This window comes from Gordonia paraffinivorans, assembly GCF_900683595.1.
GTDB lineage: Bacteria > Actinomycetota > Actinomycetes > Mycobacteriales > Mycobacteriaceae > Gordonia > Gordonia paraffinivorans.
In genome coordinates, this window is the sequence record NZ_CAACYD010000005.1 from 809,965 (window position 1) to 824,410 (window position 14,446).

Annotated in this window: 16 protein-coding genes and 1 tRNA gene; 5 read left to right on the plus strand and 12 right to left on the minus strand. The window is 68.4% G+C overall.

What is annotated here, in order from left to right:
• Positions 1-32 precede the first annotated feature (32 nt).
• Positions 33-1,625, minus strand: a complete 1,593-nt coding sequence (locus tag E1P53_RS05860; protein WP_131733698.1) for a helicase HerA-like domain-containing protein — start codon at positions 1,623-1,625, stop codon at positions 33-35.
• Positions 1,626-1,705: 80 nt separating this feature from the next.
• Between E1P53_RS05860 and orn the strand changes: the two genes are divergently transcribed.
• On the plus strand, positions 1,706-2,305 hold the full coding sequence (orn, locus tag E1P53_RS05865; protein ID WP_006898432.1) for an oligoribonuclease: 600 nt from the start codon (positions 1,706-1,708) through the stop codon (positions 2,303-2,305).
• A 104-nt stretch (positions 2,306-2,409) separates the two neighbouring features.
• Positions 2,410-2,482 (plus strand) — tRNA-His (locus E1P53_RS05870).
• A gap of 309 nt (positions 2,483-2,791) precedes the next feature.
• Here E1P53_RS05870 and E1P53_RS20690 read toward each other — a convergent pair.
• Together E1P53_RS20690 and E1P53_RS20695 are read right to left on the minus strand one after the other, a co-directional pair.
• The gene (locus tag E1P53_RS20690; RefSeq protein ID WP_230823374.1) at positions 2,792-3,013 is read right to left on the minus strand and encodes a hypothetical protein; all 222 of its coding nucleotides are present in this window, start codon (positions 3,011-3,013) and stop codon (positions 2,792-2,794) included.
• A gap of 30 nt (positions 3,014-3,043) precedes the next feature.
• A complete protein-coding gene (locus E1P53_RS20695) occupies positions 3,044-3,373 on the minus strand; it encodes a hypothetical protein (RefSeq protein ID WP_244941116.1) in 330 nt (109 codons plus the stop codon).
• Between the two features lie 56 nt (positions 3,374-3,429).
• On the opposite strand from E1P53_RS20695, the gene E1P53_RS20700 reads away from it, so the two are divergent.
• The gene (locus E1P53_RS20700) at positions 3,430-3,768 is read left to right on the plus strand and encodes a hypothetical protein (RefSeq protein WP_244941117.1); all 339 of its coding nucleotides are present in this window, start codon (positions 3,430-3,432) and stop codon (positions 3,766-3,768) included.
• 766 nt (positions 3,769-4,534) lie between these two features.
• Here the strand turns inward: E1P53_RS20700 and E1P53_RS05880 are convergent.
• From E1P53_RS05880 to E1P53_RS05905, 6 genes are all read right to left on the minus strand, one after another.
• Positions 4,535-5,308 carry a signal peptidase I gene (locus E1P53_RS05880; RefSeq protein WP_244941118.1) on the minus strand — a complete coding sequence of 258 codons (774 nt, stop codon included), beginning with the start codon at positions 5,306-5,308 and terminating at the stop codon, positions 4,535-4,537.
• Between the two features lie 267 nt (positions 5,309-5,575).
• On the minus strand, positions 5,576-6,094 hold the full coding sequence (locus E1P53_RS05885) for a SipW-dependent-type signal peptide-containing protein (protein WP_244941119.1): 519 nt from the start codon (positions 6,092-6,094) through the stop codon (positions 5,576-5,578).
• A gap of 336 nt (positions 6,095-6,430) precedes the next feature.
• Positions 6,431-7,828: a cutinase family protein gene (locus tag E1P53_RS05890; RefSeq protein WP_244941120.1), complete on the minus strand. Its 1,398-nt coding sequence runs from the start codon at positions 7,826-7,828 to the stop codon at positions 6,431-6,433.
• Positions 7,829-8,357: 529 nt separating this feature from the next.
• A complete protein-coding gene (gene nadC, locus E1P53_RS05895; protein ID WP_131733700.1) occupies positions 8,358-9,266 on the minus strand; it encodes a carboxylating nicotinate-nucleotide diphosphorylase in 909 nt (302 codons plus the stop codon).
• 20 nt (positions 9,267-9,286) lie between these two features.
• On the minus strand, positions 9,287-10,345 hold the full coding sequence (gene nadA / locus E1P53_RS05900) for a quinolinate synthase NadA (protein ID WP_006898428.1): 1,059 nt from the start codon (positions 10,343-10,345) through the stop codon (positions 9,287-9,289).
• Positions 10,346-10,561: 216 nt separating this feature from the next.
• Positions 10,562-10,825 carry a helix-turn-helix transcriptional regulator gene (locus E1P53_RS05905; RefSeq protein ID WP_068970339.1) on the minus strand — a complete coding sequence of 88 codons (264 nt, stop codon included), beginning with the start codon at positions 10,823-10,825 and terminating at the stop codon, positions 10,562-10,564.
• 108 nt (positions 10,826-10,933) lie between these two features.
• Here E1P53_RS05905 and map point away from each other — a divergent pair, with 108 nt between their 5' ends.
• On the plus strand, positions 10,934-11,704 hold the full coding sequence (gene map / locus E1P53_RS05910) for a type I methionyl aminopeptidase (RefSeq protein ID WP_006898426.1): 771 nt from the start codon (positions 10,934-10,936) through the stop codon (positions 11,702-11,704).
• A gap of 66 nt (positions 11,705-11,770) precedes the next feature.
• Complete coding sequence (locus tag E1P53_RS05915) at positions 11,771-12,541, plus strand: NUDIX hydrolase (RefSeq protein WP_006898425.1); 771 nt, start codon at positions 11,771-11,773, stop codon at positions 12,539-12,541.
• Here E1P53_RS05915 and E1P53_RS05920 read toward each other — a convergent pair.
• Genes E1P53_RS05920 through bioB form a run of 3 tightly spaced genes read right to left on the minus strand, consistent with a single transcriptional unit; the run spans position 12,504 to position 14,422 of the window.
• Positions 12,504-13,112 carry a DUF2567 domain-containing protein gene (locus E1P53_RS05920; RefSeq protein WP_131733701.1) on the minus strand — a complete coding sequence of 203 codons (609 nt, stop codon included), beginning with the start codon at positions 13,110-13,112 and terminating at the stop codon, positions 12,504-12,506. The two genes, E1P53_RS05915 and E1P53_RS05920, sit on opposite strands and share 38 nt — an antisense overlap.
• Positions 13,109-13,348, minus strand: a complete 240-nt coding sequence (bsaP, locus tag E1P53_RS05925; RefSeq protein ID WP_006898423.1) for a biotin synthase auxiliary protein BsaP — start codon at positions 13,346-13,348, stop codon at positions 13,109-13,111. The genes E1P53_RS05920 and bsaP overlap by 4 nt, the downstream gene beginning before the upstream one ends.
• Positions 13,349-13,384: 36 nt before the next feature.
• On the minus strand, positions 13,385-14,422 hold the full coding sequence (gene bioB, locus E1P53_RS05930; protein WP_109237677.1) for a biotin synthase BioB: 1,038 nt from the start codon (positions 14,420-14,422) through the stop codon (positions 13,385-13,387).
• Between the last annotated feature and the right edge of the window lie 24 nt (positions 14,423-14,446).

Here is a 14,446-nt window from a genome sequence, read left to right on the forward strand (position 1 = left end):
GAGCGCTCACGAAGCCCACACCGCCGGCGCGCTCACCGCTTCCGGCGACGCCCCGTCCCGAAGATCGCCCGGCTGAACTCCCGACCGGCGGCGCTGGCCGCCGACCGCAGGAAGCTCTGCATCGGCTTGCTCGTGAGCACCTCGGTGAGGATGCCGGGCTCCTCCGGAGCGGGCTTCGGCGCCCTCGGGGCGGGAGCGGGCGCCGGGACCGGCGCCGGTGCGGGAACGGGGATGGGCGCGGGCGCCGGGGCATCGGCGGCCTCGCCCGGGGACAGGGTGTTCGCGGCGAGCTTCTCGTAGGCGGACTCGCGGTCGATCGTCTGCCCGTACTTCGCGTACAGCGGGCTCGCCTTGGCGGCCGCGGTGATCGCCTCGTCGCCGATCGCCTCCATCGACGACCGCGGTGCGCGGACCACGGTCCACGCAACCGGCGTCGGCGCACCCTTCTCCGACAGCACCGTCACAACGGCCTCGCCGGTGCCCAGCGAGGTCAGCGCTTGCTCGAGCTTGTAGACCTCGGAGACCGGATAGGTCTTGACCGTCTTCTTCAGCGCCTTCTGGTCGTCGGGGGTGAAGGCGCGCAACGCGTGCTGGATGCGTGCGCCGAGCTGCGACAGCACCTCGTTGGGGATGTCGGTGGGCAGCTGCGAGCAGAAGAACACACCCACGCCCTTCGAGCGGATCAGTTTCACCGTCTGCTCCACCTGGTCGACGAACGCCTTCGACGCGTCGTCGAACAGCACGTGCGACTCGTCGAAGATGAAGACGAGCTTGGGCTTGTCGAGGTCGCCGACCTCGGGCAGGTACTGGAACAGGTCGGCGAGAATCCACATCAGGAACGTGGAGAACAGCACCGGGCGCGCGGACTGCGCGCCGAGCTCGAAGAGGGTGACGATGCCGCGGCCGTCCGGGGCGAGGCGGATGAGGTCGGCGGGCTCGATCTCTGGTTCGCCGAAGAACGTGTCGCCGCCGTCGGCCTCGAGGTTGGTCAGGGCCCGCAGGATGACCCCGGCCGTCTGCCGCGAGACGCCGCCGATGTTCTTCAGCTCCTCCTTGCCCTCGTCACTGGTGAGGAACGCGATGACCGACCGCAGGTCCTTCAGGTCGAGCAGCGGCAGCCCCTTCTTGTCGGCCCAGTGGAAGATGAGTCCGAGGGTGGATTCCTGCGTGGCGTTGAGGCCGAGCACCTTGGAGAGCAGGATCGGTCCGAACGACGTGATCGTCGCGCGGATGGGTACGCCGATGCCGGTCGAGCCGAGCGAGACGAACTCCACCGGGTACGACGTGGGTTGCCAGTCGTCGCCGGTCTGCTGTGACCGTTCGACGATCTTGTCGTTGCTGCTGCCCGGCCGGCTCAGTCCCGACAGGTCGCCCTTGATGTCGGCCATGACCACCGGCACGCCGTTCGCGGAGAGCTGTTCGGCCAGCAGCTGCAGGGTCTTGGTCTTGCCGGTGCCGGTGGCGCCCGCGACGAGTCCGTGCCGGTTCATCATCGCGAGCGGGATGCGCACGGCGGCGGCGGGATCGACCTGGCCGTCCACCGACACCGATCCGAGTTCCAGTGAGGTCGAGGTGAAGGCGTAGCCGGCGGCGATGGACTGGGCAGGGCTGAGGGCTTCGGTCACGTGGACACGATAGCCCGCGAGGTGCCCACGGGTTCGGCTCCGCGGCGGTCATGTCGCGCCGCGTTGGCTAAGGTTGTCGGGTGCAGGACAAACTGGTGTGGATCGATTGCGAGATGACCGGACTGCGACTCGAATCGGACAAACTGATCGAGATCGCGGCGCTGGTCACCGACGGTGACCTGAACATCCTGGGTGACGGCGTGGACGTCGTCATCCACGCCGACGACGAGGCGCTCGCCGCGATGCCGGACGTGGTCAAGAAGATGCACGCCGACTCCGGGCTCACCGAAGAGGTGCGCAGGTCGACGGTCACCCTGGCCGAGGCGGAGAAGATGGTGCTCGACTACATCCGCAAGCACGTGACGACGCCCGGCGCCGTCCCGCTTGCCGGTAACTCGATCGCCACCGACCGCAACTTCATCGCCCGCGACATGCCCGAACTCGACGCATACCTGCACTACCGCATGGTCGACGTCAGCTCGATCAAGGAGCTGTGCCGCCGCTGGTACCCGCGCATCTACTTCGGTCAGCCGGAGAAGGGGCTGGCCCACCGAGCACTCGCCGACATCCGCGAGTCGATCCGCGAGCTGCGCTACTACCGGGAAGCCGCGTTCGTGCCCTCCCCCGGGCCCGGCACCGATGCCCTCGCCAAGATCGTCGAGAAGCTCGGACCCGCCTGAGAAATGGCAGGTCAGAATACCGATTGGTGTTCCGGGGCATCTACCCGCTAGAGTGTTCATGGCTCTGAGGCCAGGAGCGAAAGCCCGGGTCGAAGACGTCGATGGTGGATGTAGTTCAGTTGGTAGAGCACCAGGTTGTGATCCTGGCTGTCGCGGGTTCGAGTCCCGTCATCCACCCCTGATGAGTGGGAGGTCGCACACGCGGCCTCCCACTTCTGGTTTTCGAGCCGACCGCTTCGCGCTCAATGCAGCCATCCGGGCCTGACGACCCGGGAACCGATGTCGCACGCGACACCGATCCGGATCGTCGACCTCGATCGGTGTCGCCGCCTCGGAACCGTGTCGCCCGCGACATCGATCCGGCCCAACGGACGATGTTCCCGAATGCGTCACCGCGCACACGCCACCGGCTCGACAGCAGCGATCCCGTTGCGCCTGAGACCGGTTCGCGGGCACAGACGCAACGGGATCGCCGCCGCTGCTCGGCTACTCGTCTTCGGAGGAGTCCGGCGAGGAGTCGTCCGAACTCGACCGCGACTCCTCCTCCGGGGTCGGCACCGGTTCCGGGTCCTCGGCCCCCTCGTCCTCGGCGGCGGGCGCCACCTCGGCCGGCGCTGCGGCTCGGGGCTCACTCGTCTGAGGTGTCTCGACGACCGGCGCGGGCGAACTGGTCGTCGTGGTGACGGGCACCGTGGGTTCCGGCAACACGAACCTGAATCCCGCTGTGCCCGAGGGCTTTCAGATCGCCTTGCCCGCCACGCTCGGGGCCGTGAACGTCACCCACCCGGTGTAGGTGCGCCCCGGCTCCAGCTCCTCGGGCAGCTGCGGCGACGGACCGCCCGACGCCCGGCCGGCATCCTGTTCCACTCCCCCGACGATCGCACCGAAGTCCTTCCACGAGACAGACAACAACCGGTGGCCTCCGCCGGCATCGGACGTCGTGATCGACATCTTCACCGCCACCGTCGCGGGCGCACCCTCCGACGGGGCATCGGACTCGACCTGTTGGATCGTCGCCGAGCCGAGGTCGGCGCCGTCGCTCGCCACGATCGGGAAGCGACTGCCCACGTCGACGTCCGACGGTGTTGTCGACCCCCGCCCGGCCACCGGGGGTGTCGGCGGACGTGCTCTCGGAAGCACTTGCCGGGGAGGAACTCTCGGACTCCTCCGAGGATGAGGCCCCCGAGCTCTCGGACTCGGAACCCTCCGCGCTCTTCGACGCCGAGCTCGTCGAGGACGAACTCTCGACAGAGCGGGATGGCGAGGCACTTTCCGAGTCCGGCGCCAGGCGGGCCATCGCCATCCGCGACGCGGGAAGTGTGGTGTCGGAGTCCACCGCCGGCAGCGATCTACCGATGCCGCACTCGGCGCGGACCAGCTGCATCGACACGGTCCAGAAGCTCACGTGCGGCCACAAGGCGGATTGGATGTCGATGTCGAGGACCAGGGTGGAGACGGCGTAGTCCGGTTCCTGCCGCACGATGCTACGCAGCGTGCCCGCCACGTGCAGGCCGACCGCGTCGTCATCGATGACGACCTCTTGGTTCGCCTGCGGCACGGAGTAGTAGTTGTTGGAGCCGATCCCGATCTCGATGGGCGACCCGGACGGAGCCTCGGCACGTGTCGTCACGGTCCTGCCGTGATCATCCGACTCGCAACTGACCGCGGCCCGGAACTCGCCGGTGGTGTCCATCAGGGACAGCCGATCCGACGGATCGATGGCCGTGGATCGCGGAATGATCTCGAGGTCCTTCGCCAGGCTCTCCGCACTCGCCGCGATGTTCCCGCCGTCGCGCGACCAAGCCGCGGCAGACCGTCCGGTTCCCCGAACCACACCAGAGCTGAACAGCCCCGACTTCGAGTTCGTGAACCATTCCCCCGGACCGGGAACGATGCTCGAACCCTGATCGGCGAAGGTGTGGGTAGCGGTGGTGACCTCGAACGAGTTCGAGGTGATCACGCGTTCGGTGTGAACCTCCCCCGTCACCGACCGCGCGTACCCGTCGGTGGCCGGCGCCTTGCCGAAAACGGCGCATCCCGAACACCTTGTCGTTCCACGAGGCGAGCACGCCGGTGGCCTGGCCGAGCACACCGAGGATCGCGACGAGTCCGACGACGGTGATCAAGATCTTGCTGCGTTTGCTGAGGTTCATGGGTGGACCGATATGTCTGGTAGGGGAAGCACCCTGCGGCGCAGGGCATTGCGGCTGTGCGGGGTTGGGGGCCGGTCTACGCGTCGTCCGGACGTCGGCCTGTGGACGGCTTCGGCCAGAAGGTCCACAGGACCAACAGCGCTGCACCGAGTGTGATGGCGGCGAGAACGTACGGGTGCGACAACCACACGACCTGCCTCGCGAGGCCCGGCACGTGCCACAGCACCTTCTTCACCGTCGAGACGCGGTAGGGCTCGGGATCGGGGTTCGGGTTGGCGTCGCCCTGCATCTCGATCTCGACCCGGCCGCCGCCGATCGGCGTCACCGAGATGGCGCGGTGGGTGATCGGCTTCAGACCGGGACCACGGTCGACGGTGACGATGTCGCCGACCTTCACCTGCGCGGCCGGGATCTCGTGGACGACGGCGGCCGATCCCTGAGGGATGGTCGGGTCCATGGAACCGGTCTTGAACAGGATGATCGAATAGTTGCCGACGAATGCGACGACGGTCAGCACGATGCACAGGACGCCGAACACCGCGAGGATGTTCAGTACCGCGTCGCCGAGGCGTCGCGACCGCGGACGCCGCGACGTGGGGGGTCCGGAGCCAGGCCGACCCGGTTCTCGTCCGAGCAGTTCGCCTCGGCCGCAACAGAATCGGACACCCACCGGGATCGGCTCGGTGGGGGCTTCCGACGGCGGGACGAACGTTGTCGGGACGACCGGGGGCGGGGTCGGCACCTGCCGCGCCCTCGGCACCACATGGGCGCCTCCGGGCGGTCCGAACTGCTTCCACGAGCCGCTGATGTCGCCTGTTCTGCCGCTACCCGGCTTCACGGTCGTGGTCATGCAGTGCCCTTTCGAGATCTGGGTCGAGTACTTCTGTGCGTGGTCGGTTCGGCGCGAAACCGAGGAAATGGGTCCTGGACCGGAGAGTCCCGGCGACCGAGGGGCCCGCCCCGGGAGGAGTGCGGCGAAGGGTCGCCGACCGCTGGTCCCGGGCCGGGTCCGCCCGTCAGGCCTCGGCGCTCTCGGCCTTCATCTCCCACACCGCCTCGGCGGAGGTGTCGGAGATCTGGTTGGGGTTGGCGGTCGCCGGCAACGTGACCTCGAAGGTCAGCTCCTTCGTCTCCCCTTGGGGACGGTGATGGTGGTCGACGCGCCCTGGCTGCTCAGCTTCTTCTTGTCGACGTACGTGCCGGTCGAGTCCTTGATCGTCAACTCGAGGACATCGGCCAGCGAGTTCGGCGACGGGGTGATCGTCGGAGCCTGGATGGTGACCAGCCCGTCGAGATTGCCATTGGTCTCCCGGAGCCAGAACTTCCCGGTGGTGGTCTGGCCGGGCATCAGATTGAGCGCGTCGATCGGCGTCGCGGAGAAGGCGATCTTGCCGCCGGGGCCGGTCGCGTACTCGTTGTAATTGGTGCCGTCGATGCTGCCCTGCACGTTCCAGGCGGTCTTCCCGACCCCGAACTCGCCGTTGCCGAACACGGTGTCGTTCCAGGCGGCGAGGGTGACCACGGCGCCGACGCCGAGAACGGCTCCCGACGCGAGGATCGCCTTGCGCTTGCGGCTCTTGCGGACGCGTTCCTCGTCGGTCAGAGGTGCATTTCCGGGGGTCGAGTTGTTCGTCATCGTCCTTACACAATCTCTGCGGGGTGGGCAGGATTTCTACCCACCGGTAACCGGACTTACTGTGCTTTTGCGCGTCATCGATCAGCAAACCCGAACGTGTGAATCCACTCACCCGTCGGTGCGTTATTGCACGGGCGGATCATGGCCGCACCGATCCACAACCGGCTTATTCTGGACAAATCGAACCCTGGTCATTCGACCAAATCACTAATGTCCCAGAATTTTCGACAATGAGTATTGGCAATGCGTGTCAGGAATCACGCCCATTCCAAATCGAAATATTCCGCTGACGGCGCCACCTCGCAACGTCTCCCGGCGCCCCGGCAGCACTCACGCCTACCGCGGCGCTGCTCTCTTCGGGACATCGGCTGCTGCGTCGATGCTCTCCGCGAGCCAGTCCCCCAGCCAGGCGATCGCAGTGCGCCCGAGCTCGTCCACGACGAACCGCGCGTAATCGGTGTGCGCATGGCCGGAGTAGAACTCCTTGGCGGTGACCGCGTCGCGGATGATCGCGGACGGATCCGTGATCGCCTGCTTTGCGACGATCCTGGTCAGATCCTTGGCGAGCTCTTTGAACCTCGGTGAGATCAGCTCGGACAACAACCCCGTGTGCGCGTCATCGCCCTCGTCGGGGTCGCGGGCCGTGTCCACCGTCAGCGAGACCAGCTTCCTGCCGACGTCGACCACATCTGCGACGTCGATGTCGGTATCGGGCAGAGATGCCGCCCCGAGGCGAGCCCCGGCGGCCCCCGCGGCCGACCAGGTCAGCTCTTGGATCTCTCCGAGGAGGTCGGCGGCACGCTCGAGGTCGACGCGGTCGAGAATCCGGCACATGGCGGCACCGACCTCGGCGATGCCGGTCTCGTCGGGGATGAGGTCGAGGACGCGCGCCACCCTGCCGTAGTCGACCTTGTTCGCGAGCTTGACGAAGGGACGGAGCCGGAGATTGACCGAGCCGGCCACCCGGTGGGCCGCCTTCAGGTCGCCCACCGCGATGAGCAGGGGCAATCGCCTGATGTCGGCACTCAGCGCGGCGTAGTTCATCCGGGCGATGGTGCCGATCACGTCGATGGCGTTCTCGACCGCGTCGGCGACGTCCTCGGCCCCTTCGCTCAGGACGGTGCCGATCCTTCCCAACACCGGATGACGCCGCTTGTCGATGGAGCAGTACAGGTCGGCCGGGTGACAGATGCTCGTGACCCGGCCCGACAACTCACCCATCCCCTCCGGACGCGGGTCGGCGATGCCGATGCCACGAGCCGTCGGGCCCACCGTTCGCTGGCCCTCGGTCCCGTTTCCGGGATCTGCCAGCAGGCCGACGGCGACGACCCGGTCTGCGGGTATAGGCCCTTCCCCGTTTCCGATCGCCGCCGCGAGGTCGCCCGCGGCGTCGGCCCCCTGGCTGTATCCGGTGATCGTGAACCACAGGTCCGGGTCGGCTTCGGCGCGGGCGGCGAGCACCTTCGAGGCGTTCGCGATCGCGGTGGCCTTGCTGTCGGCATAGGTGCGGCCGTTGTCGAAGGCCCGGGCCATGTATGGCAGGAAGTAGATGGTGGCCGAGTCGCCGTGCTCACGCTCGATCTCCCGGGCAACGGCCGTGAGCGCGCCGGTGGGTCGCGTCGGGTCGGCGTCGGCATCGGTCTCCCACGTACCCGGAATGAAGAGGTTGAACGTGGTGATCGGCGCCTCCGCGTTGGCCACGCCTACGCCGGTTCCGATGATTCCGGTCGCCATGACGCTCCCCGCAAGAGCCATTCTGGTGAGGCCGAGAACGACTTTTCGTGAATGCAGACACGACCCGGAAATCGACGTGCCACACGGGTTCGAACGTTTTCTACTGCGGAGCTGAGAAAGCATCAGCGGAATTTCTCGATTTTTCACAACGGTCATCGGGGCGTGCTCACTCGGAATGATCTGGACATTCGACCACTTTCATGCCGAGCATTAGAACCCAATATCTACGCCCTGATACGCGTTTGGCAGGAAATCCGGGTGCCGACTCCCCCGAGGAGCACTTCGCCACCCCAGAACAGCAGCGAACACCGTTCGCTCGCAATACTTCTCGACATCACAACACCGCCCGTGACCACGGTGGGACAAGCGACCAGGTGCGATGAACATCACCGCCGAAGCTCGATCAGAGGTCGAGGTGCGCGGATCGGGTTGCGTGGCGATCGGACAGCGAAGCGAACGCCCGCGGGGTGGTTGATCACCACCCCGCGGGCGTCATGAGTCGTGCGGCGGCCGTCCGGGCAGATCGCCCTCAGGACCGAGGCGCCGGGATGTCCAGTCCCAGGTCGAGCACGGTGACCGAGTGGGTCAGCGCGCCCACGGCGAGATAGTCGACGCCGGTGCGGGCGTAGTCCTCGGCCGTGTCGAGAGAGAGGCCGCCCGAGCTCTCCAACTTCGTCTGCGGCGAGCGCGTGTTGCGCCGCTGCACCGCGATCTGGGTCTCCCACGGCTCGAAGTTGTCGAGGAGCACGAGTTGCGGCTCGAGCGGCAGTACCTCGTCGAGCTGGGCGAGCGAGTCCACCTCGGCCTCGACAGGCAGGCCCGGGGCGGCCGTGCGGACCGCCTCGAGGGCGGCCGCGACCGAGCCGGCCGCGACCACGTGGTTGTCCTTGATCAGTGCGGCGTCGCCCAGGCCCATCCGGTGGTTGACTCCCCCACCTGCGCGGACCGCGTACTTCTGCAGCACGCGCAGACCGGGCAGGGTCTTGCGGGAGTCCCGGATTCTCGCCGGGTATCCGGCCACCGCGTCGACCCAGGCACGTGTGGCGGTCGCGATGCCGGACAGGTGGCAGATGAGATTGAGCGCGGTGCGCTCGGCGGTCAGCAGCGCCGCCGTCGGGGCGTGGACGCGGAGGACCACATCACCGGGTTCGACGACGGTCCCGTCGGCGACGGCCTCGGTCACCTCGAACTTGCCGGCTCCGATGACCTCGTCGAACACCGCGATCACCACCGGCACGCCGGCGATGACGCCGTGTGCGCGGCTGACGATCGCGGCGTCGACGACTGCTCCCGCGGGGACGGTTGCGGCCGTGGTGACATCGGGCCCGTACCGCAGGTCCTCGTCGAGTGCGGTCCGGATGAGCGCTCGGATCTCGTCGTCGACGACGAGTTCGAGCGCCCCGCCGGCCGCCTCCTGTCCGACGAATCCGTCGCTCACCGTGTCTGCTCCCCCGAGGGTCACTCGCCCGAGCCCGGGTTGCCGATCGCGATCATGCGCTCGACGCTCTTACGGGCTTTGTCGGCGACGTCGGCGTCGACGAACACCTCGTCGCGTCCCTCGCGCAGGCAGCGCAGCAGCGCGGCCGGCGTGATCATCTTCATGTACGGGCAGGACGCGCGGTCGTTGACGGCCTGGAAGTCGACGCCGGGTGCGGCCTTGCGCAGCTGGTGCAGCATGCCGACCTCGGTGGCGACGAGAACCTGCTTGGCGCCGGTCTCCCGGGCGGCGTCGAGCATGCCGCCGGTCGAGAGGATCTTGACCCGGTCGGAGGGCACCGCGCCCTCACCGGCCAGGTAGAGCGCCGAGGTGGCACAGCCGCATTCGGGGTGGATGAACAGGTCGGCGTCCGGGTGCGAGGCGGCCTGGTCGGCGAGCTCGTCGCCGTTGATGCCGGCGTGCACGTGGCATTCGCCCGCCCAGATGTGGATGTTGTCGCGACCGGTCTCGCGCTTGACGTGTGCGCCGAGGAACTGGTCGGGCAGGAACAGCACGTCCCGGTCGGGGTCGATCGAGGCGACCACGTCGACGGCGTTCGACGACGTGCAGCAGATGTCGGTCAGGCCCTTCACCTCTGCGGTGGTGTTCACGTACGACACCACGATCGCGTCGGGGAACTCGGCCTTCCAGGCGCGCAGCTCGTCGGCGGTGATCGAGTCGGCGAGCGAGCACCCGGCCCGCTCGTCCGGGATCAGGACGCGCTTCTCGGGGCTGAGGATCTTGGCGGTCTCGGCCATGAAGTGGACGCCGCAGAAGATGATCTCGTCGGAGTCGACCTCGGCGGCGATGCGCGAGAGCGCGAGCGAGTCACCGACGTGGTCGGCGACGTCCTGGATGGCCGGCAGCTGGTAGTTGTGCGCGAGCAGCGTCGCGTTGCGGGCGCGGGCGAGGCGTCGGACCTCGTCCGCCCACTCTTGGGTCGGCTCGACGCCGGCGTAGCCGCCGGGAGCGTCGTACCACTCGGCATCGAGGAGTCCGGTCGCGGTGACGGCCGCCGGACGATCACTGGTGATGCTCATTGCCACTCCTCTGGCTCCCCGACGCATGCTCCGCCGGGTCGTCGGTTCCCCGGATCACGGGCCGTGTGTCCGAGGCAGGTTTTCGACTCATGGTCGAAAACGCTATGCATCGTAACATTCGCCACACCGGACCTATTCCCGCCGCCCCACGCGGGACGGGGCACGTCATTCACGCATCAGCGCGTCGGATGACAGTCGAAGACGAGGGCTGCGGAGTCATCCCGCGCGAGCAACCTCTTCGCCGTCGAGAACGACGGCCAGATCGTCGAGGGACGTCTCCAGCGACCGCGCGAGCGCCGCGATCGTCGCGAATGCCGGGGTGGGCATACGACCCGTCTCGATCTTGCGGAGCGTCTCCGGCGAGATCCCCGCGTGTACGGCGACCTCGGCCAGCGGGCGCTCGCCGCGGAGTTCACGCAACCGGGCACCCAACCGGCGTCCGGCGGCGATCTGCTCAGGAGTCAACGGGTTGCGGACCATGGGCAGATCCTATCCGATGCGGTATGAATATACCGGTACGCCCCGGTATTTCTATACCGGGATTCATCTGCCGATGATCGACGCAGCCACCGAAGGGAACCCGAGAACATGGTCGAGCTCAAGACACCGTCCGAGGTGGAGGCGATGGCGGTCACCGGCGCGTTCATCGCCGAACTCCTCGCCGACCTCGCCGAACGCGCCGACGTCGGTGTCAACCTGCTCGACCTCGAGCAGCGCGCCCGCGAGATGATCGCCGAGCGCGGCGCCGAGTCCTGCTACTGGGACTACGCACCGTCCTTCGGCAACGGCCCGTTCCGCAACGTCATCTGCCTGTCGGTCAACGACGCGGTACTGCACGGGCTCCCCCACGACTACGTGCTCGCCGACGGCGACCTGCTGTCGATGGACATCGCGGTCTCCATCGACGGCTGGGTGGCCGACTCCGCGCGCAGCGTCATCGTCGGCACGCCCCGCCCCGAGGACCAGCGCCTGGTCGCCGCCACCGAGGAGGCGCTGCGCGCGGCGATCGACGCGGCCCGGCCCGGGGCCCGCTTGGGCGACATCTCCGCAGCGATCGGCGCCGTCGCGAAGTCGCGCGGGTACCGGGTCAACACCGAGTTCGGCGGGCACGGACTCGGCCGGACCATGCACGAGGACCCGCACGTGCCGAACATCGGCAGGCCCGGACGCGGGATGAAGCTGCGGCCGGGACTGACCCTGGCGCTCGAACCGTGGTTCACGCTGGGTACCGAACGCATCAAGTTCGACGCCGACGGCTGGACCATCCGGTCGTTCGACGGTTCGCGCGGCGCCCACAGCGAGCACACGATCGCGATCACCGACGGCGAGGCGCGCGTGCTCACCGCACGACCCGCCTGACGGGGCGGGCGCCGCGTCGGATCGTTCCTGCGTCGCGGACACGCGCCGGGGCCATACAATCACCGCATGCCAGCCGCCGGGACCGACTCCTCCTCCACCGACGGCCCCTCCTCCGGTGGGCCCCACGCCGATACGCACCCGGCCGACGAGCGCGGCGCCGGTCTGCGGGTCGAGGTGCTGCCCGTCGTCTTCCAGGTCCGCACGCCGGCCGACGCCGATGCCGCGCACCCGGTGCTGAGCGTCCTGCTCTCGGAGGTCCCTGCCGGGCGGTGGTCGTTGCCCCGCGGCGACGTCGCCGACGACGAGAACCTGTCGGCCAGCGCACGCCGCCTCGTCACCGAGACGATGGGCGTCCGCGACGTCGCCCATCTCGAACAGCTGTCGGTGTTCTCCGACCCTCATCGGGTTCCCGGTATCCGCACGATCGCCTCGAGCTACCTGGGGCTCGTTCCGTCCGACGCGTCGTCCGGCCTTCCCGGCGGCGCCGGCTGGTTTGCCGTCGACGCCCTCCCCGAGGTCGTGTTCGACCACGCCGCGATCATCGAGACGGCCCGGCACCGGCTCGCCGCGAAACTCTCGTACACGAACATCGCTTTCGCCCTCGCGCCCAAACGTTTTCCGATGTCGGAGCTGTCGGAGATCTACTGCGCGGCGCTGGGCTACCCGGTCGACACCACGAACCTGTTGCGCATCCTGAGCCGACGCGCCGTGGTGGTGTCCACCGGCACCGTCGGCAAGACCGGCCGTGCCGGTGGTCGCCCGCCGGCGCTGTACGCCTTCGCCGACAACGAATTACGCGTCACAGACGAGTTCGCGACGCTGCGTCCCCCGATGTGAGCTCTGCTCCGGCCGGCTCGGCGAACGGGTCGTCGGGCAGGTCTCCGACGCCGAGATCGGCCGTGCGCGCGGACAACACACACACCAGGTAGACGATCGCGAAGGCGAACGGCGCGCAGATGAGGAGAATCCACGGGGAGCTGTAGCCGGCACTGGTTCCACCCTCGAGCCACAACTCGGGAGCGACCTCGTACACCGACGAGACCGGCAACGCGGTCACGTCGTCGTCGAATCGCATGCCCGCCAGCCACATCCCGGTCTCGGCCGCGACCGCGGAACCGGCCACCGTGCCGAGGACCGGCACGAGGAAGCCGACCACGCCGCGCCAGGCCCGCACCGCGATCCACACGATGAGGGCCGCGGCCGCGCCGTAGCCGAACATCGTGAGGGCGAAGGCCGCGACGCCGCCGAAGTCGGTGGTGACCAGCTCGGGGGTGAGCCCACGGACGACCACGCCGGTGGTCGGCGGGGTGAGCACACCCCAGACCATGCCGGCGATGGCGCCCATCAGCACCACCGCCACGGTCATGGCGACCAGCACCGATACCGGGCGTTCGACGCGCGGGGTCACCGGCGGCCCAACTCGGCGGAGTCGACCGTGCCGTGGCGGGAGCACCGTGCGCTCCAACCGTCGGGACGGACCTGCACCACCATGCGCCGCCCGCATTGTCCGCAGAAGCGCGGCGGTTCCAGGCCCAGGCGCGCGGCGGGCGGGATCGCGTCGGGCGACTGCAGTTCCAGTTCGATACCCGTGTACACGCCGTACCTACACGGTTCGGCGAGCGGGCCCGGGACGGTGTCGATCATGAGAGAACACGCTACCGATCGTCGCGAGGGTCGACGTCAGATCGTGTCGTTCAACGACTTGATCGGCATCGACAGGTCGTTCAGCAGGTCGAGATCGTCCTCGGCCGGCCGCCCCAGCGTCGTCAGGTAGTTGCCGACGATCACGGCGTTGATGCCGCCGAGGATGCCCTGCTTGGCCCCGAGGTCGCCCAGGGTGATCTCGCGACCGCCGGCGAAGCGCAGGATGGTGCGCGGAAGTGCGAGGCGGAACGCGGCGACGGCCTTCAGCGCCTCGGTGGCGGGCAGCACGTCGAGATCCCCGAAAGGCGTGCCGGGGCGGGGGTTGAGGAAGTTCAGCGGCACCTCGTCCGGCTCGAGTTCGGCCAGCTCCGCGGCGAACTCGGCGCGCTGCTCGAGCGTCTCGCCCATGCCGAGGATGCCGCCGCAGCACACCTCCATACCGGCCTCGCGGACCATCCGCAGCGTGTCCCAGCGCTCCTCCCAGGTGTGGGTGGTCACGACGTTCGGGAAGTGGCTGCGCGCGGTCTCCAGGTTGTGGTTGTAGCGGTGCACGCCCATGTCGCGCAGCTGGTCGACCTGCTCCTGGGTGAGCATGCCCAGGCTGCAGGCGATCTGGATGTCGACCTCGTTGCGGATCGCCTCGATGCCCGCGGCGACCTGGCTCAACAGCCGCTTGTCGGGGCCGCGGACCGCGGCGACGATGCAGAACTCGGTGGCACCGGTCTTGGCGGTCTGCTTGGCCGCCTCGACCAGGGACGGGATGTCGATCCAGGCGCTGCGCACCGGGGAGGCGAACAGGCCGGACTGCGAACAGAAGTGGCAGTCCTCCGGGCATCCGCCGGTCTTGAGCGAGATGATGCCCTCGACCTCGACCTCGGGACCGCACCACCGCATCCGGACGTCGTGGGCCAGCTGCAGCAGCTCGGTGAGACGGTCGTCGGGCAGGCGCAGGACGGTGAGCACCTGCTCCTCGGTGAGGGCCTCGCCACGCTCGAGCACCTGCTCGCGGGCGATCGCGAGGATGTCGTCGGACGCCCGGACGTCGCGGGCTGCGTCAACGGTTGCCTGGGTCACTGGTGGAACTCCTTGCTGATGATC

Bases quoted from the DNA above. Each gene is read 5' to 3' on its own strand.
- E1P53_RS05880 (WP_244941118.1), bottom strand. From the start codon at position 5,308: ATGACCACGACCGTGAAGCCGGGTAGCGGCAGAACAGGCGACATCAGC.
- E1P53_RS05885 (WP_244941119.1), bottom strand. From the start codon at position 6,094: ATGACGAACAACTCGACCCCCGGAAATGCACCTCTGACCGACGAGGAA.
- E1P53_RS05890 (WP_244941120.1), bottom strand. From the start codon at position 7,828: ATGGCGACCGGAATCATCGGAACCGGCGTAGGCGTGGCCAACGCGGAG.
- nadA (WP_006898428.1), bottom strand. From the start codon at position 10,345: ATGAGCATCACCAGTGATCGTCCGGCGGCCGTCACCGCGACCGGACTC.
- E1P53_RS05905 (WP_068970339.1), bottom strand. From the start codon at position 10,825: ATGGTCCGCAACCCGTTGACTCCTGAGCAGATCGCCGCCGGACGCCGG.
- map (WP_006898426.1), top strand. From the start codon at position 10,934: ATGGTCGAGCTCAAGACACCGTCCGAGGTGGAGGCGATGGCGGTCACC.
- E1P53_RS05915 (WP_006898425.1), top strand. From the start codon at position 11,771: ATGCCAGCCGCCGGGACCGACTCCTCCTCCACCGACGGCCCCTCCTCC.
- bsaP (WP_006898423.1), bottom strand. From the start codon at position 13,348: ATGATCGACACCGTCCCGGGCCCGCTCGCCGAACCGTGTAGGTACGGC.